This window comes from Sphingomicrobium arenosum (assembly GCF_026157085.1).
GTDB lineage: Bacteria > Pseudomonadota > Alphaproteobacteria > Sphingomonadales > Sphingomonadaceae > Sphingomicrobium > Sphingomicrobium arenosum.
The window spans coordinates 2,170,384-2,187,826 of record NZ_JANPVN010000001.1 but is presented as its reverse complement, the minus strand read 5'-3'; the positions used below and the strand labels follow the sequence as shown (position 1 = coordinate 2,187,826).

General features: G+C 68.0%; 18 protein-coding genes. 9 read left to right on the top strand and 9 right to left on the bottom strand.

What is annotated here, in order from left to right; genetic code table 11:
- Nucleotide 1 precedes the first annotated feature (1 nt).
- Genes gspI through NUW51_RS10970 form a run of 7 tightly spaced genes read left to right on the top strand, consistent with a single transcriptional unit; the run spans nucleotide 2 to nucleotide 4,966 of the window.
- A complete protein-coding gene (gspI, locus tag NUW51_RS11000) occupies nucleotides 2–364 on the top strand; it encodes a type II secretion system minor pseudopilin GspI (RefSeq protein WP_265587568.1) in 363 nt (120 codons plus the stop codon).
- Nucleotides 364–996: a GspJ family type II secretion system protein gene (locus tag NUW51_RS10995; RefSeq protein ID WP_265587567.1), complete on the top strand. Its 633-nt coding sequence runs from the start codon at nucleotides 364–366 to the stop codon at nucleotides 994–996. Before gspI ends, NUW51_RS10995 begins: the two co-directional genes overlap by 1 nt.
- Nucleotides 993–1,958, top strand: coding sequence for a type II secretion system minor pseudopilin GspK (gspK, locus tag NUW51_RS10990; RefSeq protein WP_265587566.1), 966 nt, complete (start codon nucleotides 993–995; stop codon nucleotides 1,956–1,958). The genes NUW51_RS10995 and gspK overlap by 4 nt, the downstream gene beginning before the upstream one ends.
- Nucleotides 1,952–3,052, top strand: a complete 1,101-nt coding sequence (gene gspL / locus NUW51_RS10985) for a type II secretion system protein GspL (RefSeq protein ID WP_265587565.1) — start codon at nucleotides 1,952–1,954, stop codon at nucleotides 3,050–3,052. The genes gspK and gspL overlap by 7 nt, the downstream gene beginning before the upstream one ends.
- Entirely contained in the window at nucleotides 3,049–3,522 is a 474-nt protein-coding gene (gspM, locus tag NUW51_RS10980; protein ID WP_265587564.1) for a type II secretion system protein GspM, read from the top strand. Before gspL ends, gspM begins: the two co-directional genes overlap by 4 nt.
- Nucleotides 3,519–4,229: a type II secretion system protein N gene (gene gspN / locus NUW51_RS10975; RefSeq protein WP_265587563.1), complete on the top strand. Its 711-nt coding sequence runs from the start codon at nucleotides 3,519–3,521 to the stop codon at nucleotides 4,227–4,229. Before gspM ends, gspN begins: the two co-directional genes overlap by 4 nt.
- Nucleotides 4,226–4,966: a prepilin peptidase gene (locus NUW51_RS10970; RefSeq protein ID WP_265587562.1), complete on the top strand. Its 741-nt coding sequence runs from the start codon at nucleotides 4,226–4,228 to the stop codon at nucleotides 4,964–4,966. The genes gspN and NUW51_RS10970 overlap by 4 nt, the downstream gene beginning before the upstream one ends.
- A 3-nt stretch (nucleotides 4,967–4,969) precedes the next feature.
- Here the strand turns inward: NUW51_RS10970 and NUW51_RS10965 are convergent, their stop codons facing one another.
- The 4 genes from NUW51_RS10965 to hisS all read right to left on the bottom strand — a co-directional run bounded on the left by NUW51_RS10965 (nucleotide 4,970) and on the right by hisS (nucleotide 8,920).
- On the bottom strand, nucleotides 4,970–5,497 hold the full coding sequence (locus tag NUW51_RS10965; protein WP_265587561.1) for a DUF4167 domain-containing protein: 528 nt from the start codon (nucleotides 5,495–5,497) through the stop codon (nucleotides 4,970–4,972).
- A gap of 248 nt (nucleotides 5,498–5,745) precedes the next feature.
- Complete coding sequence (gene prmC / locus NUW51_RS10960; RefSeq protein ID WP_265587560.1) at nucleotides 5,746–6,567, bottom strand: peptide chain release factor N(5)-glutamine methyltransferase; 822 nt, start codon at nucleotides 6,565–6,567, stop codon at nucleotides 5,746–5,748.
- Nucleotides 6,564–7,640 (bottom strand): peptide chain release factor 1, encoded by a 1,077-nt coding sequence (gene prfA, locus NUW51_RS10955; protein ID WP_265587559.1) that lies wholly within the window; start codon nucleotides 7,638–7,640, stop codon nucleotides 6,564–6,566. The genes prmC and prfA overlap by 4 nt, the downstream gene beginning before the upstream one ends.
- Nucleotides 7,640–8,920, bottom strand: coding sequence for a histidine--tRNA ligase (hisS, locus tag NUW51_RS10950; protein ID WP_265587558.1), 1,281 nt, complete (start codon nucleotides 8,918–8,920; stop codon nucleotides 7,640–7,642). The genes prfA and hisS overlap by 1 nt, the downstream gene beginning before the upstream one ends.
- 104 nt (nucleotides 8,921–9,024) lie before the next feature.
- Here hisS and ppa point away from each other — a divergent pair, with 104 nt between their 5' ends.
- Nucleotides 9,025–9,558, top strand: a complete 534-nt coding sequence (ppa, locus tag NUW51_RS10945) for an inorganic diphosphatase (RefSeq protein ID WP_265587557.1) — start codon at nucleotides 9,025–9,027, stop codon at nucleotides 9,556–9,558.
- A 7-nt stretch (nucleotides 9,559–9,565) separates the two neighbouring features.
- Here ppa and NUW51_RS10940 read toward each other — a convergent pair whose 3' ends face one another.
- Nucleotides 9,566–12,223 carry a TonB-dependent receptor plug domain-containing protein gene (locus tag NUW51_RS10940; protein ID WP_265587556.1) on the bottom strand — a complete coding sequence of 886 codons (2,658 nt, stop codon included), beginning with the start codon at nucleotides 12,221–12,223 and terminating at the stop codon, nucleotides 9,566–9,568.
- A 114-nt stretch (nucleotides 12,224–12,337) separates the two neighbouring features.
- On the opposite strand from NUW51_RS10940, the gene NUW51_RS10935 reads away from it, so the two are divergent.
- Nucleotides 12,338–13,870, top strand: coding sequence for an amidase (locus tag NUW51_RS10935; RefSeq protein ID WP_265587555.1), 1,533 nt, complete (start codon nucleotides 12,338–12,340; stop codon nucleotides 13,868–13,870).
- Here NUW51_RS10935 and NUW51_RS10930 read toward each other — a convergent pair.
- Genes NUW51_RS10930 through ispG form a run of 4 tightly spaced genes read right to left on the bottom strand, consistent with a single transcriptional unit; the run spans nucleotide 13,867 to nucleotide 17,419 of the window.
- Nucleotides 13,867–14,769, bottom strand: coding sequence for a DMT family transporter (locus NUW51_RS10930; protein ID WP_265587554.1), 903 nt, complete (start codon nucleotides 14,767–14,769; stop codon nucleotides 13,867–13,869). The two genes, NUW51_RS10935 and NUW51_RS10930, sit on opposite strands and share 4 nt — an antisense overlap.
- A 53-nt stretch (nucleotides 14,770–14,822) precedes the next feature.
- Nucleotides 14,823–15,338, bottom strand: coding sequence for a retropepsin-like aspartic protease family protein (locus NUW51_RS10925; RefSeq protein WP_265587553.1), 516 nt, complete (start codon nucleotides 15,336–15,338; stop codon nucleotides 14,823–14,825).
- Between the two features lie 24 nt (nucleotides 15,339–15,362).
- Nucleotides 15,363–16,265, bottom strand: a complete 903-nt coding sequence (locus NUW51_RS10920) for a histone deacetylase family protein (RefSeq protein ID WP_322597103.1) — start codon at nucleotides 16,263–16,265, stop codon at nucleotides 15,363–15,365.
- A gap of 29 nt (nucleotides 16,266–16,294) precedes the next feature.
- Nucleotides 16,295–17,419, bottom strand: coding sequence for a flavodoxin-dependent (E)-4-hydroxy-3-methylbut-2-enyl-diphosphate synthase (gene ispG / locus NUW51_RS10915; protein WP_265587551.1), 1,125 nt, complete (start codon nucleotides 17,417–17,419; stop codon nucleotides 16,295–16,297).
- Between the last annotated feature and the right edge of the window lie 24 nt (nucleotides 17,420–17,443).

Genomic DNA, 17,443 nt, shown 5'->3' with positions numbered 1-17,443 from the left:
CATGCGGACGACACGCGGCTTCACCCTCATCGAGATGCTCGTCGCCCTGAGCATCTTCTCGATCGCCGCGCTAGCGCTGCTGCGGATCGACGGTTACGCCGTCTCGACCGCCGCGAACCTGCGCGAGAACGGCCTCGCCCGCCTCGTCGCCGCCAACGAGGCCGCGCTCGTCACCTCCGATCCTGCCGCCCCGACACGCGGCCAATCCTCGAAGCAGGTCGTCAATGGCGGACAGGCCTTCGCCGTCATCACCGACGTGTCCCCCACCCCCGACCCGCGCTTTCTCGCCGTCACCATCACCGCGCGCCCGCTGGCGGGCGGCCCCTCAAAGCGCCTCGTCACCGTGAAGCGGATCGAGCGCTGATGCGGCAGGGCGGCTTCACGCTGGTCGAGATGCTCGTCGGCCTCACCATCTTCGCGTTGCTCGCCAGCGCGGGCGTGGGGCTGCTGCGCGCCAGCGCCGACACGCAAGCCGCGGTCGACACCAGCCTGTCCGAACAGGCGCAGCTCGAACGCATCGCCCTACTCCTCGAGGCCGACCTCGGGCAAGCCGTCATCCGCCCCACCACAGATGCCAGCAGCCAGCCGCGCCCCGCCTTCACCGGCACCGCCACCAGCATGCAGTTCGTGCGCGGGGGCGTCATCGCGCTCGGCGAGGCGCCGTCGAGCGACCTTCGCCGGACCGGCTGGATCGCCGAGGGCGGCGCCCTCAAACGCCTGACCTTCGAAGCCATGGATGGCGGCGATGCCCGCCTCCCCGACGCCATCCTCATCGATCCGCTAGGCAGCATGACGCTCGCCTATCGCGATAGAGCAGGCGGATGGGTCGACAGTTGGCCCGACGCCTCGGGCGACCCGCTCCCCCGCGCCGTGCGCCTGACCCTGACCGCGCCGCGCCTGCCCGCCACCGACTTCATCGTCGCGCTGCCCCCGCTCAGTCCCTACGAAGGCCGCGCCGAACAGCGCGCGGGCACCGGCATCGAGGTCGCATCGTGACCCGGCGCCCGCGCCGCGAAAAGGGCACCGCGCTGCTCTCTGTCCTGCTCATCGTCGCCGTTATGGCCGCGATCGCCGCGACCGCATTGGATCGCCTCAGCCTGTCGACCCGTCTCGCGGGCAATGCGCAGGTCGCCACGCAGGGCCGCCAATGGCTTGCCATGGCCGAAAGCCTCGCCGCCGCCCGTCTCATCGAGGCCGCGCAGCTATCGGGCGGGGACCAGGCCGCGCTCCTCGGGGTCGAGCGCTCGATCACCCTGCCCGATGGCGAAATCGTGCGCGCGCGCATCGAGGACGGCACCAACTGCTTCAACGTCAATGCGCTTGCTCGCCGCCGGGCATCGGGCGAATTGCAGGCGACCGCGCGCCGCGTCTTCCTGTTCCGCGACTTTCTCGCGCTGCTCGGCCTGCCCGAAAGCCGCGCACAGCAGCTCGCCGATGCTGCCGCCGATGCGGTCGACAGCGACCTGTTGTCGCGACCCTTGGGTAACGAACGCCTCGCGAATGGCGACCCCGTCCCCAATCGCGCGCTCGCCAGTGCCAATGAACTCGCCGCCATCGAGGGCATGGACGCCGCGACCTGGGCCATGCTCCGCCCCTGGCTGTGCGCGCTGCCCAGTCACGACCCTGTCACGATCAACGTGGAAACGCTCTCCCCTGACCGCGCCGCGTTGCTGGCCATGCTCGATCCCGAGCAGATCAGCCTCGGTGCGGCACGTGCCCAGTTGCTAGCACGCCCCCGGGGCGGCTACGGCTCGGTGGTCGACTTCTGGCAGACGGGGCCCCTGCGCGGTATCACGCCGAACCAGGGCCGCGATGCGCAGGTGGCGGTTGAGACACGTTTTTTCCGGCTCGTGACGCGGGTCGGCGAAGGGGATGGGGAATTGCGGCAGGAAGCGCTCTTTTCGGTGGAAGACGACCGCGCGCTGCTCCACGCCCGCCGCTGGACCAGCACATGGTAGGCCGCGCGCTTCTCCTATGGCTGCCGGGCCGCGCCGACGCACCTGCCGCCTGCCCCTGGTGGGAGGTCGCCGATGGCCGCCTCCTCGCCCATGGCACCGACAGCGGCTGGCTGCCGCGCAGCGCCGATCGCGCCCGCGAGCCCGTCACGACGATCGGCCTCGTCGGTCCCGCCGACGTCCGGCTCGAAGCGCGCGATCCCGACGACTTGGCCAGCGCGCAGGCGCGCACGGCGGCGCGTTTGCAGGCCGAGGACAAGGCGCTGGGCGCCGACCCCCATGCCGCGACGTCGACGGCTGGCTGGATCGCCACTACGGATGCCGCGCGGATGCAAGGCTGGCTCGACTGGGCCACCGTGCAGGACGTGGCGCTCGACCGCATCGTCCCCGCCGCCGCCCTCCTGCCGCGCGACGGCGACTGGCACGAGGCTCGCTTCGGCCCGCACAAGGTGATCGCGAAGGACGGGCTCGCCATGCCCGACGACCCCGCGCTCATGGCCGCGCTGGTGGGCGACGACTTCGTCCATAGCCTCGACAATGAGGCACTCCTCGATCGATTCGCCAACCTCGAAGACGGCGTGCCCATCGACCTGCGCCAAGGCCGCTTCGCGCGAGTGCGGCGCTGGAAGCCCGATCCCAAGCGCTTGCGCGAATTCGCGATCCTCGTCGGGCTGATCCTGCTGGCCGCCATCGCCATTCCCGTCGCGAAGGCCCTCAAGTGGGATGCCGAGGCCGGCGCGCTCGACCGCGAAACCGCCGCCATCGCCACCGCGGCGCTGGGCCGCCCGGTCACCGCCGAGGCCGCCGAGGCCGAATTGCGCACCGCGCTCGGCAGCGGCGGGGCAGCCCGCGCCGACGCCACCCAGATGATCGCCAGCCTGCTTGCCGCAATGCAGCCCGAGGTCGGCGTCGAGGCGGGCATGATCGACTGGAACGCCAGTGGCACGCTCAGCGCCCGGCTGGTTTCCGCCGACAGTGCCGCGGTCAACCGCGTTCTTCTCACGCTCCAGCAGCGCGGCTGGATCGTCACCGCCAATCCGGTCGCCGGCGGCGATGGGCGCGCAGCGGTCGATCTGACGATGCGAGGTGGCGCGTGAGCCCGCTGACGGACTGGTACCGCGCGCGCAGCCGCCGTGAACAGGTGATGCTCGGCGTGATGGCGCTCATCGCCGTCCCGATCCTCGCCTGGTTCCTGTTCATCGCCCCGGCGCTCGGCTGGCACGACGGCGCGCGCGACCATTATCTCGAAGCGAGCGAGCGTTATGGTCGCACCCGCCTGCTCGCCGAGGATTTGGACGGCGGCAACGGCGCAGGCACCAGCCGCATCGACCAGCCGGTCGGCGATTATGTCGCCGCCTCTGCCGCACAGGCGGGCTTCGCGCTCACCAGCAACGTCACCAGCGGCGACGATCGCACGCAGGTCACCATCGCGCAGGCGCGCGCCGACGCCGTGCTCGCCTGGATCGGCCAGCTGACCGCTGCCGGGGTCGCGATCGAGGCCATGCGTCTCACCGACAATGGCGAAGGCGGGGTCGAGGTCGACCTTGTGCTGGCGAGGGCAAGATGATGACGCGGCGCTGGATCCTCTTTTCGGTCGTGGTGTTCGCGGTGGCGCTCGTCACCCTCTTCCCGCTCCGCCTCGCGATGGACATGGCGCTGGGGCAATCCTCGCTCCTCTCGGCACGGCAGGTCGCGGGCAGCGTCTGGTCGGGCCGGATCGGCGATGCGATGCTCGGGCGCGAACGGCTCGGCAGCTTCGATGTCGCCTTGCGCCCGCTGCCGCTGGTCATCGGCCGCACCGAAGTCGCCGTCGAACGCCTCGGCGATCCCGACGGTCCCTTGAGCGGCCGCTTCTTCCTCTCGGGCCCTTCGGAAGGCGTTGCCAGCCTCGACGGCCGCGTCGCCATCGCCGGTCTGGTCGCTCCCCTGCCGATCGAGGCGCTCCGCTTCGACCGCGTCGACGCCCTGTTCGATACCGGGGGCTGCAAGCAGGCGCAGGGCACCGTCACCGCCATTCCCGCCGCTGCCATCGCCTTTCTGGGCGGCGAACTGTCGGGCCCCGTTTCCTGCGCCGAGGACGGTCGCGTGGTGGCGCTGTTGAGCGGCCCGCGCGGCGCCGAAGAGGTCGAGCTCGCGCTCGATGCCGAGGGCAATCTGGAGACGATCGTCACCATCAGCGGCGCCCCACCCGCACTCGGCGAGGCGCTGGCAGCTTATGGCTTCGCCCGGGGTGATGCCGGCTGGTCGCTGCGCGTCGCCGGCCGTCTCGATTGAGCCACGCGCTACTCGTCCTTGGCGGCGCCGTCCTTGGTGCCATTGTCGGTAGCTTCATCGCCACGATCGTTCGTCGCTTTCCTGACGACCGCTCGGCGCTCGAGGGCCGCTCGGCCTGCGAATCCTGTGATGTCCCGCTCGGGCCCCTCGATCTCGTCCCGATCCTCAGTCACCTCGCGCTACGCGGTCGCTGCCGTCATTGCGGCGCTCCGATCGCCCGCGAGCATCTCGCCATCGAGCTGGTCGCCGCCGCCATCGGCGCGTCGAGCGCGGCGCTGCTGCCCTTGGCGCAGGCCGGGTCGATCGCATTGTTCGGCTGGATCCTGCTTCCGCTCGGCTGGATCGATGCGCGCCATCTATGGTTGCCCGATCGCCTGGTGCTGCTGCTGGCGCTCGCCGGGTTGATGCTCGGCACGTTCGCAAGCGGCGCCTTGCTGCCTGATCGGCTGATCGGCGGACTGGTGGGATTCGCTTTCTTGGCCGCGCTGCGGCTTCTTCACCAGCGCCTGCGCGGGGTGGAAGGGATGGGCGCGGGCGATCCGAAGCTCATGGGCGCCATCGGCCTTTGGACCGGCTGGTGGTTGCTCGCCCCGATCCTGCTGGTCGCGAGCGCGGGGCTGTTGGCGGTCGCGCTCCTCACCGGCGCGCATCGCGACGCGGGGCGCGAATATCCGCTGGGAAGCGCGCTGGCGGCGGCGGCCTTCGCCGTCACGCTCGCCAGCGCATCCTTCCTCTAGGCGTCAGGCTGCGTCGGCCTCGTCGTCCGCCCCGATCGACGGGGGCAGGGCCTCTAGGAACCCGCCCTTGTCGGCATCATCGTCCTTCTTGCGACGGGCACGCGGCTTGCGCTGCGGCTTGTCCTCGCCCTCGTCGTTGCCCTTATCGGCCTTGTCGGCCTTGGGCTTGCGCCGCGTCTTCTTCTCGGGCTTGTCCTCGGCCTCGTCGCGCTCGTCGTCGCGGTCGTCATCGTCGCGATCATCGTCGTCGCGGCGCTTCCTACCCTGATTCTGTTGCTTGTTGTCCTGCCGGTCCTGCCGCTTTTCCTGCTCGAGGCGGATTTCCTCGAGCACGCGGAAATAATGATCCGCATATTGCAGGTAATATTCGGCCTGGACGCGGTCGCCCTGCATCTGGGCATCGCGCGCGAGGCCCTTATATTTTTCGAGAAGCTGCGAGGCGTTGCCGCGATTGCGATTGTCGCTACGGCCGCCCTGCGGTCCACGTTGTCCACCGCGGCCACGCCGCCGGTTCTGACGATTACTGATCAAAAATCTCGTCCCTTGTTTCAAGGGCGCGCCCGAAGGCGGCGCCAGGGGCCGGCCGGGGCAAGGGGCCGTCGGCCGCACGGATCCCAACTCCTTTACCGCGCGCATCCGCCAAAAAGGCAGCGCGGGCAGTCATGTGATGGGAGTGTCTTGGACTGGTGCGCCGTCGAAGCGTCGGTGTGACAAATCTGGCGGAGCCCCGTTCCGAACCCCGGTTTAGCTCTCATACTGCCAGAATCCAAGCTTTTTCATCAACCGGTGATAGAAAGCGCCCGCGCCCGGCCCGCCAGATCGCGGTGGAGCACCGGCGAAAAGCCCGCCGCTTCCAACAATTTTGCAACCGATTCGGCCTGGCTATGGCCGATTTCGAGCACCGCCAGCCCAGCCTCGCCGAGCAGCCCCGCCAATTGCGGCACGATGCGCCGATAATCATCGAGCCCCGATTCGCCCGCATAGAGCGCCTCGTGCGGCTCGTGCGCGGCGACATCGCGCGCGACCTCCGCATCGCCTTCGGCGATATAGGGCGGGTTGCACAGGATGAGGTCGAACCGCTCCACCAGCCCCGCCCCCCAATCGCCGATGGCGAAGGCAGCGCGATCCGCCATCCCAAGCGCCTCGGCGTTGGCCCGCGCATAGCCGAGCGCTACCTCGCTGGCATCCACGCCGACCCCGCTCGCGCGAGGCCACTCGTCGAGCGCGGCGAGCAGCAAGCTCCCCGGCCCCGTGCCGAGATCGAGCACGCGCCTGGGTCCCGCCGTCCCGCGAAAATGCGCGGCGGCGGCATCGAGCAGCGTCTCCGAGTCTGGCCGCGGGATCAGCACGCCGGGACCGACCTTGATCTCGACCGTCCAGAAATGGCGGCTGCCGGTGAGGTAGGCGAGTGGCTCGCCGCCCGCGCGTCGTTCGACCAGCGCGGCAAAGTCGGCCCCGCCGTCGCGCACGCCATCGAGCAGCAAGCGATCACGCTCCACGCCGAGCGAATGCGCGAGCAGCAGTTCGGCATCGAGGCGCGGCGTATCGCTGACCCGCTCGAGCCGCGCCGCCGCCTCGCCCAGCGTCAGGCCAGACCTCACGCCTCGTCGTCGAGACCCGCGAGCCGCTGCGCCTCGTCCTCGCTGATGAGCGCGTCGATCAACTCGCCCAGTCCCGGTCCCTCGAGGATCGCGTCGAGCTTGTGCAGCGTGAGGTTGATGCGGTGATCGCTGACGCGGCCTTGCGGGAAATTATAGGTGCGGATGCGCTCGGAACGGTCGCCCGATCCGACCATCGACCGCCTCGCGCCCGAACGTTCGGCGTCGGCGATCGCGCGCTCATGTTCGTACAGGCGCGTGCGCAAGACTTTCATCGCCTTGGCCTTGTTCTTGTGCTGCGACTTCTCGTCCTGCTGGCTGACCACGATGCCCGTCGGGATATGCGTGATGCGCACCGCGCTGTCAGTGGTGTTGACCGACTGGCCACCGGGCCCCGAGGCGCGGAACACGTCGATGCGCAGGTCCTTCTCGTCGATATGGACGTCGACTTCCTCGGCCTCAGGCAGCACTGCGACGGTGGCAGCCGAGGTGTGGATGCGCCCGCCGCTCTCGGTCGCAGGCACGCGCTGGACGCGGTGCACCCCGCTCTCGAACTTCAGCTTGGCGAACACGCCCGCGCCCTTCACGGAGGCGACCGCTTCCTTGTAGCCGCCGACATCGGAGGCATTGGCGCTGATCAGCTCGACCTTCCAGCCCTGCTCCTCGGCATAGCGCTGGTACATGCGCAGAAGATCGCCCGCGAACAGCGCGGCTTCGTCGCCGCCCGTGCCCGCGCGCACCTCGAGCATCGCGGGCTTGTCGTCGGCCGCGTCCTTGGGGAGCATGAGCAACGCCAGCTTTCGCTCGGCATCGGGCAGCGCCTTGTCGATCGCGGCGGCCTCTTCCTCGGCCATGGCGCGCATCTCGGGATCCTCGAGCATATCGGCAAGGTCGGCCTTTTCCGAGCGCAACCTTTTCAGCTCCGCGGCCTGTTCGGCGACCGGCTCGATCTCGGCATATTCCTTCGACAGCTTGACGAAATCGGCGGGATCGAGATCGCCCGCCGCCATCTTCGTCGACAGGTCGGCCTTCTTGGCGAGCAATTGCTCGATTCGCTCGTCGGAAACGCTCGCCATCAGACCTGCTCCTCCGTGTCCCACTCGGCCAGCATCGCCTCGGCGGCGATGTCGGTGATGGGTTCGATCGTCTCGGCGGGCGTCAGCTGGCGCTGCTCGCCGGTTTTCAGATCCTTATACTGGACGGTGCCGGCCGCGACTTCCTCATCGCCGATGATCAGCGCGGCGCCGGCACCGGCGGCATCGGCGCGGCTCATGCGCTTGGCCATCTTGCCCGACCAGAAAATCTCGGCGCTGATCCCTGCCCCGCGCAATATCTGCGCGGCGGCAATTGCGTGGGGGCGCGCGGCATCGCCCATCGGCAGCACGGCGGCCTCGATGCCCTCGCTCGCCTCGTCCTCGCCGATCAGCATCGCCAGCCGCTCGACCCCGGCGGCCCAGCCGACCGCGGGGGTGTGCGGCCCGCCCAATTGTTCGATCAGCCCGTCATAGCGCCCGCCCGCCAGCACGGTGCCCTGCGCGCCCAGCTGGTCGGTGACGAATTCGAACGCCGTATGGCGATAATAATCGAGCCCGCGTACGAGATGCGTGTCGCGCTCATAGGCGACGCCTGCCGCATCCAATCCCGCCGTCACCGCGCCGAAGAAGTCCTCGGCCTCGGGCGTCAGCACCATCGCGGGTGCGCTGTCGGCGAAGGGTCGGTCGCGCGGATCCTTCGAATCGAGGATACGCAGCGGATTCTTCTCGAGCCGCAGCTGCGAATCCTCCGACAGCTCGTCGCGATGGGCAGAGAAATGCTCGATCAGCGCCGCGCGCCAATTGTCGCGGCTTTCCGTATCACCAAGCGTATTGAGCTTCAGCGTGACACCACCGATGCCCAATTCCTCGAGCAACTGCGCGCCAAAGCACAGCAGCTCGACATCGGCCATCGGATCATCGCTCCCCAGCACCTCGGCGTCCAACTGGTGGAACTGGCGATAACGCCCCTTCTGCGGGCGCTCGTAGCGGAAGGCCGCGCCATGCGTCGCGACCTTCATCGGCGCATATTGCTTCCAGCCCTCGGACAGATAGGCGCGCGCGATCCCCGCGGTGAATTCGGGGCGCAGCGTCACCGAACCTTCGGAGCGCGATTCGAAGCTCCACATTTCCTTCGACACGACATCGCTCGTCTCGCCCATCGTGCGCGCGAACACGCCCGTCTGTTCGAACATCGGCACTTCGACGCGCATGAAGCCATAAAGCCGCCGCACCTCGTCGAAGGTGCGCACGACATGGTTGAAACGCTCGGCCGCCTCGCCGGTCAGGCTCTGGGTGCCCTTGATGGGTCGCAATTTGCTCATGCCGCCGCGATTAGCCGCTCACGAGCCCCCTTTCCACCCGTTTTCAACGCATTGGAACCGAAGTGTCTTGCACCGCGCTTTCAGATCACTAAGGGAGCGCCACCATGAACATCGACCTCATCCCCGTGGGCGACAACGCCCCCCATGAACTCAACGTCTTCATCGAAGTCCCGATCGGCGGCGAACCGGTCAAATATGAATTCGACAAGAAGTCGGGCGCCATGTTCGTCGACCGCATCCTGCACACGCCGATGCGCTATCCGACCAACTATGGCTTCATCCCGCAGACGCTGTGCGACGACGGCGATCCGCTGGACTGCCTCGTCATGACCCGCTGGACGCTGCTGCCCGGCACCGTCATCAAGGCGCGCCCGATCGGCGTCCTCCACCTCGAGGATGAGGCCGGCGGCGATGAAAAGCTGCTCGCGGTCCCGGTCACCAAGGTCTCGCCCTATTACAAGGATGTCGAGGACTATACCGACCTGCCGCCGATCGTGGTCGAGCAGATCAACCACTTCTTCACCCACTATAAGGATCTCGAGAGCGAGAAGTGGGTGCGCATCGGTCATTGGGGCGGCAAGGATGACGCGCTCCAGGTCGTGCGCGACGCCATCACCCGCTGCCAGACGACAAAGTAATCGCTCCTCAGGCGCCGCCGTCGCGGCGGCGCCGCATTTCCTCGCGCATGAACTGGCGCGGGATGAACAGCTTCCTGAATTCGATGGCGAAGGTCCGCCCCTCGGGTCGCAACAGCGCGGGCTGATAGGCGAGCGGCACCGCGCCCGTCTCGTCGGTCACCCGCGGGCGCTCGTCGAGCAGATTGTCGATCCCGATCCGCACCGACGAGCCGCGCAGCCAGGGGTGGCGCGACAACAGGTCCATCCGCTCGCCAAGATTGGCATAGAGCCTGAGGTCGACCGTCCCGTAATCGTCATAGCGCAGTTCGCCGACGCCGGTATCGACCCGCGTAGGGCCGTACCAGTCGACACTCACGCGCGCGCCGAACCCGTTGTTGAACAGCCCGAAGCGGCTCTCAACCTTGTGACGGGAACGTCCGCCGAAACGCCCGAGCGAGGCGCCGTCGAGATAATCGAGCAGAGGTCCGTCCTCGTCGATCAGCCGCTCGTCGGTGAAATTCACCTCATGCGTGATCGACCCGTAGAGCCGCCCGCCATGGGGCCCACGCGACGAACCGAAGCGCCCCATCGGTCCGCCACCCCCGCCGCGCCCGCGACGGGCCTGCTGCTCGCCCCCTGCTGCCTGCTCGCCGCCGCCGCTGGCCTGCTGCATTTGCCCGCCTTGCTGCGACTGCTGGCCCTGCCTCGGCGCGGGCGGCCCTTCGCCGCCGGCGGCTGCAGGACGCTCGCCGCCGCCGCTGCCGCGTCCGCGCATACCCCGCATCCGTTCGCGAAAACGGGCCATGGTCGCCTCGGATGGCGGATTGGGTTCGAGCCGCTTCCTGAAATTCAACCCCCAGCGCAGCGTGTCGCGCCGTTCCTCCGCAACGTTGATCGGGGTGATGTCGAGCGCCACCAGCCGCCCGTCCCCATCGCGCGTCACCCGCTCGGGAAAGGCCGCCTCGATCGCCGGGGTCAGTTCGGGAAAGCCCTGAATCGGATCGCTGATCCGGCTCGAGGTGAAATCGGCACGAAGATCGAGCGACCAGTCCTCGTCCTTCATCGATATGTCATAGCCTGCGCCCAGCTTCCACACCGTCCGACGGTCGGCGAGAAGCGCCGGATTACCACCCGTCGTCACCGCCGCCAGCACGGTCTCGCCGGTGACGAGATCGAGCACGCGCGCGGCGGGGTCGGTAATCCGCGGGTCGCCCAGCTGGCTGAGGCTCGGCGCGCCCTCCTCTACGGTGACACTGACGATGAGATCGAGCCGCCGCGTCGGTTTGAAATTCACGCCCGCGCCGTAGAGCGTCAGCAGGCCGAAGTCCGACAGCTCCTCGACCTCCGCGTTGAGGTTGAGCGACAAGTCGCCCACCGCGCTGGCATCGAGCAGCGGCACGTCGAGGCTCGCGGTCGCGGCGAGACGCTGTCGCTCGAGCGTCGTCTCGCTCAGGAGCGTCTCGATCCGCTCCTCGCTGTGGATACCTAGATGGGTCGCCCGCGCGGTCAGCGTGGTTGCCGACTCCCCCGCCGCCGTTTCCATGACGATGCCTGACAGCTGCGCGTCCACTTCGGCCCGCAGCGTGCGCGAGCGCGCTTCGCTCCGGGGCAACAGCGTGTCGAACAGGAGAACGCCAAAAGGATCAAAGCCCGGCGACAAGGCATCGAGCCCCGCCTGCAGGACGCCGACGTCGGCGCCCTCATCGGTGCGCGTGCGCGTTTCGGACAATTCGAGACTGCCCGTCGTCGACCAGCGCCAGTCGCCCGGCGCCGAATTGACCGCAAATTCGAACGAGCCGCCGCGACTGCGCCGATTGCGCGTCAGCGCCCCGGCCTGCGCATCACGCACCACGCGCACCGCCTCGCCGTCGGCAAAGGGGCTGTCGGCAGGCACATCCAATGTGGCGACCAACGGTCCGAGCAGGCTCTTCACATTGGTCTCTTCAAACCCTGCCGTCGCGGTCGCCGATGCCTCGCCCAGCGGGCGCTTCGCCACCCCGGTGATCTGCAAGGTCTCGGTCGCGCCGACGAGGCTACGAAATGGACGCGGGTCGATCGGGCCGTCGACCGTTTCGACCGGATCGAGCGCGATGTCGCGTTCGTCCTCGGTCAAAAGCCCGTCGCGTTCATACTGTACGTCCACGCTGGTGCGCTTGCCGGGGCTGAGCATCAGGCGACCGACCTCGAACTCGCCCCCCATGCGCCCGCCCGAGGTGGGGAAGCGCACTTCCGTCTCAATCGTGGTCGAATAGAAATTCTCGCGCAGCACGAAATTCACGACCCGCTGGTCGGCGCGATAGCCGTAGCTGAGCGCCACTTCCTCGGGCAGCACCTCGACCCGCTCGATCGCCTCGGTGGGCAGGTCGCGCATCTCGCGCCAGCCTGAAATGCGCCGCCCGTCGACAAGGATGATCGGTCGCCCGCCGCCCCGGCCTCGGGTCGAGCCCAGTTCGGGCGCGAGCACCTCGAGCAATTCGCTGACGCTGGTCGCCCCCGTGGCGCGCACGTCGCGCGCATCGAGCGTCAGGATCGGCTCGACATCGCCCAGCACCGAGCCGCGCGGGGCCGTGCCGGTGACGATGATGGGGTCGCTGTCGTCCTCGGGGACGGTCGCGCCCGCCTCCTGCGCGGCGGCGTCCTGCATCAACAGGAGCGAGGCGATGCTGATCGCGAGCTGGCTGACCATCGTTCTTGAAACTCCCGCAACGCGCCGCATTCGGCCTGACAGCGCGGCACTGGCCAGTTGCTGAACAACATGCAATTGCCTTCTCGTAACAATCGGTCGCAGGAAAAGTGTCTTATGCAAAAGGTCCATATGCTGGCGCCCTCCATTGCCTGTCTGCTCGCCGCCTGCGCGAGTACGCCGACCATCATCACGCCCCGCGCCGATGGCGCCGAGCAGCGGACCGAGGATGCCCTCGCGGCGATCGAGCGCCATGACGATGCGGTCCAGGCGGTCATCGCCATCGACCCCACCGCGCTCGACCAGGCGCGCGCTATCGACGCCGCCCGCATTGGCGGCCCGCTCGCGGGCATGCCCGTCCTCCTCAAGGACAATATCGAGGCCGCCGGCCCGCTACCGACGACGGCGGGCAGCCTTGCGCTCGCCAACAATGTCACGGGCCGCGATGCCCCATTGGTCGCCCGCCTGCGCAGCGCCGGCGCCGTCATCCTCGGCAAGACCAACCTCAGCGAATGGGCCAATTTCCGCTCGGAAAATTCGAACAGTGGCTGGTCGGGCATCGGCGGCCAGACCTTCAACCCCTGGGCGCTCGACCGCAGCCCCTGCGGCTCCTCGTCAGGCTCGGGCGCGGCGGTCGCGGCGGGCTATGTCGACATCGCCATCGGGACCGAGACCAATGGCTCGATCACCTGCCCCGCCGCGATGAACGGCGTCGTCGGCTTCAAGCCCTCGGTCGGCATGGTCAGCCGCACCCACATTGTCCCCATTTCGGTCACGCAGGATACGGCTGGCCCGATGACGCGCTATGTCGATCAGGCCGCCTGGGTAATGGACGCCATCGCGGGCAGCGACCCCGCCGACCCGGCGACCGCGCGCGCCGATGCCTATCGCGGCCGCTTCGTCGCCGCGCTCCGGGACGCCAGCCTCGCAGGCAAACGCCTCGGCGTGCTGGAATTTGCCACCGGCTTCGGCACTGACGCCGCCTTCGATACCGCCAAGGCGCAGCTTGTCGCCGCCGGTGCGACCCTCGTCAGCATCGAGGAGATCGGCGCCGAACGGCTCGACGGCGAGATCAGCTACAAAATCCTCCTCACCGAATTTCGCGATGGCCTGAACCGCTATCTCGCCTCGACCCCCGCGAGCGTCGAGACACGAACCCTCGCCGACCTCATCGCCTTCAACGCCGCCAATCCGCGCGAGCTTGCGATTTTCGACCAGTCCATCTTCGAGAAGGCGGAGAAGACCCGGATCGACGATCCCGCTTATGTCGAGGGTGTCGCCGCCAACCTTAACTGGGCGGGCCCCGAGGGTATCGACCGCCTGCTCGCCGCGCACGATCTCGACGCGCTCATCTTTCCCACGACCGCTCCCGCGATGCTCATCGACCATGTCCATGGCGATGATTGGCATGGCGGGGGTGCCGGTTATCTCGCGGCATGGGCAGGCTATCCGCACCTCACCGTGCCGATGGGGCTGGTGCGCGGCCTGCCGGTGGGGCTGAGCTTTGTCGGCACCAAGTGGGACGATCCCGCCATCCTCGCGCTCGGCCATGCCTATGAGCAGCTGCGCGGCGACTTGCCGCGCCCGCAATTTCACGCCTCGAGCTTCGATCTGGCGCCGATCGCGCCCGCGCTCGAACCGGTGCGCTAGGGGCTCGCTTCAAGCGTCGGGCCAGGCTCGGGCGTCACCCGTGCGGCGATCCAGCTGCCCGCTACGATGAAGGCGCCGCCCAGCACGGTCCAGCCGCTCGGCACCTCGTCGAAGACGACGAATCCGAAGAAGGCGCCCCACAGGAAGCCCGAATATTCGCTGGTCGACAGATAGCTCGCCTCGGCGCGCGCATAGGCCCAGGCCAGCCCCATCATCCCGCAGATGCTGAGGAGGGTCGCCAGCCCCATCGCCACCGGGGTGCCGCGCGGCAGCGGCGGCGCGCCGACCACCAGCGCCACCAGCCAGAAGCCGAGCCCCGAAACGGCGAAATAATAGAAAGCGACCTCGATCGGTCCGGCCTCCTGGCTCTGCTGGCGCATCAGGATGATGTTGAAGGCGTAAAGGATCGCCGAGACGAGGATCGACAGGCTGCCGAGCAGCGCCTCGCGCCCGAGGTCGGCCTGCGCCTGTCCGAAAAAGATGAGGCTCACGCCGCAAAAGGCGAGGATCGAACCCGACAGCACGCTTCGCCCCACCTCTTCCTTGAGCAGAACGCGCGCCAGCCACAGCGAGAAGAGCGGCGAGACGAAGGCGAGCGCGATCGCCTGCGCCATGGGCACGTACACGAGGCCAAAGAAGAAGGTGTAGCTCATCGGCACCATCATCGTGCCGCGCAGAAGATGGAAGCGCATGCTGCGCGCGCTCGGCGGCCCGTTGCGCCACAGGAAATAGGGGATGGCGAGCAGCGGAGTCGCGATCACGGTGCGCCACGCCAGCGCCGCATAGGCGCCATAGTCGAGGCTCACCGTTTTCATTGCGGCATCCATTGCCGACAGGAAACCGATGGCGAGGACCGCGCCGAAAAAGGCGGATAGCGAAGAGGAACGGTGCTGGCTCACGGCCCGCCATTGCCGTGTCACTCGCTGCTTGTCGATCCTCGCTCGTCGAACGACTAGCGCAGGGTCATGGTATCGCCGTCCATCTCGATCCGCCCGGCGCGGGTGAGATAGGACTGGCCGAGCAAATTCTCCTGCGCGCCCTCGACGACGACCCCGGCGACATTGTCGACCCTTTTGTCGCCGACGCGCACGCTGGACAGCGTGACGAACTGGCCGCGAATTTCGCCCGAGACCTGTCGCCCGACGATTTGGTAGCTGGCAGGATCGAGCGCGATGCCGACCTGCCTTGCGCTGGCCTCGGTCAGTACGACCCCTGTCGCTCCGGTATCGACGAGGAAACGCACGCCGCGACCATCGACCTCGGCGCTGGTGTAGAAATGACCGCCCGGCCCCCGTTCGAACGCGACGGCACCGTAGATGTTGGCATGGCTCGCTGTCGAAGATGGCGCCGCGTCGGCGGCATCGACCAGAATTTCGCCGGCCCCGCCCTGATCGACGCCGGGTGCCTCGGGCATCGCCACGGCGACGACCAGAGCGAACAGGCAGATCATGGCGGCAAAGCCCTTCATGCGCCTGCCATAGCGCGCCAGCCCTTAAGAAAGCGCTGCGACCCCGAACGGCGCGGGAAAGCCGCGATTTTCGTCGGCCATGGCGAGCATCGAGGCGGCATGACGTGCGGCCACTTCGCGCTGGTCCTCGCCATAGCCCCCGCCCAATGCGCTGGCGACCGGCACGCCGCACGAGCGTGCCGTCCGCACCACCAACCGGTCGCGTGCCGCGAGCCCGTCATGCGTCAGCGCCAGCCGTCCAAGCTTGTCGCCCTCATGCGGGTCGACCCCGGCCTGGTAGAGGATGAGATCGGGCGCCACCCGTTCGACCAGCGCGGGCAATTCGCGCGCCAGCACTGCCAGATAGGCGTCGTCACCAGTGCCGTCGGGCAGGCCGATATCCACGTCGCTCGCCGCCTTGCGCACTGGGAAATTCTTCTCGGCATGAATCGAAAAGGTGACGATATCGCCGCGTCCCGCGGTCAGGCTAGCGGTGCCGTCCCCCTGGTGGACGTCGAGATCGACGATGAGAATCTGGCGCGCATCGCCCTCCTCGATCAGGCGATTGGCGGCCACCGCGAGGTCGTTAAATACGCAATAGCCTGCGCCCGTGTCATAGCCCGCATGGTGGCTTCCCGCCGCGCTATTGGCGGCATAGCCATGCGCCATCGCCAGCCGGGCCGCGAGCCACGTCCCGCCATTGGTATGGCGCACGCGGTCGCGGATTCGCGCCGTCACCGGAAAACCGATCCGCCGTTCCTTGTCGTACGGAACGCGCGCCTCGAAGACCTCGGCGACATAATCGGGATCATGCACCGCCTCGAGCCAATGCCGTGGCATCGGCGGCGGCGCATGTTCGGTGATCGCCGCGCCGCTCTTCCGCAGCGCCTCCATCACCAGCATATATTTGTCGAACTTGAAGGTGCCGCGCGCCGGGTGCGGTGCCATGTAATCGGCGTGGTGGACGACGTGGAGCACTAATGCGGCACGAAGGCCTCGGCCTCTCCCGCCTCGATCTTCGCCGCCTTTTCCTCGACGAGACGGACGATGTGATCGACCATGCTCTCGTCCTGGATGTGGTGGTCCTTCACGCCCGAAAGATACACCATGTGGCTGCCGTTGCCCCCGCCAGTTACCCCGATATCGGTCTCGCGCGCTTCGCCGGGGCCGTTGACGACGCAGCCGAGCACGGAAAGGCTCATCGGCGTCTTGATATGCTGGAGCCGCTCTTCAAGCGTCTGCACCGTGCGGATGACGTCGAAACCCTGGCGCGCACAGGACGGGCAGCTCACTACCCGCACGCCGCGCGACCTGAGGCCGAGCGACTTGAGAATCTCGTAACCGACGCGCACCTCGTCCTCGGGTTCGGCCGACAGCGACACGCGGATGGTGTCGCCGATGCCCGCCCACAAGAGCGAGCCGATGCCGAGCGCCGACTTCACCGTCCCGCCGATGAGCCCGCCCGCCTCGGTGATGCCGAGGTGTAGCGGGCAGTCGACCTGCGCGGCGAGTTCGCCATAGGCCGCCACCGCGAGCATCAGGTCGCTCGCCTTCACCGCGACCTTATAGTCGTGGAAATCATGGTCCTGCAGGATTTTGATATGGTCCATCGCGCTTTCGACCAGCGCGTCGGGACAGGGCTCGCCATATTTTTCCAGCAGGTGCTTCTCGAGGCTGCCCGCATTGACCCCGATGCGGATCGCGCAGCCATTGGCCTTGGCCGCGCGGATGACTTCCTTCACCCGTTCGTCCGACCCGATGTTGCCGGGGTTGATGCGAAGGCACGCCGCGCCCGCATCGGCGGCTTCCAAGGCGCGCTTGTAGTGGAAATGGATGTCCGCGACGATCGGCACGTTGGCGGCCTTCACGATCTCAGGCATCGCCGCCGTGCTGTCGGTATCGGGACAGGAGACGCGGATGATGTCGACGCCCGCCTCCTCGCAGCGACGGATCTGGTCGATCGTCGCCTTCGCATCCGAGGTGGGCGTGTTGGTCATGGTCTGCACCGAAATCGGCGCATCGCCCCCGACGGGGACATTGCCGACCATGATCTGGCGAGAGGTTCGGCGCTCGATCGTGCGCCACGGACGGATTGCGGACATGAGGATGATATAGACGCAGGAAAT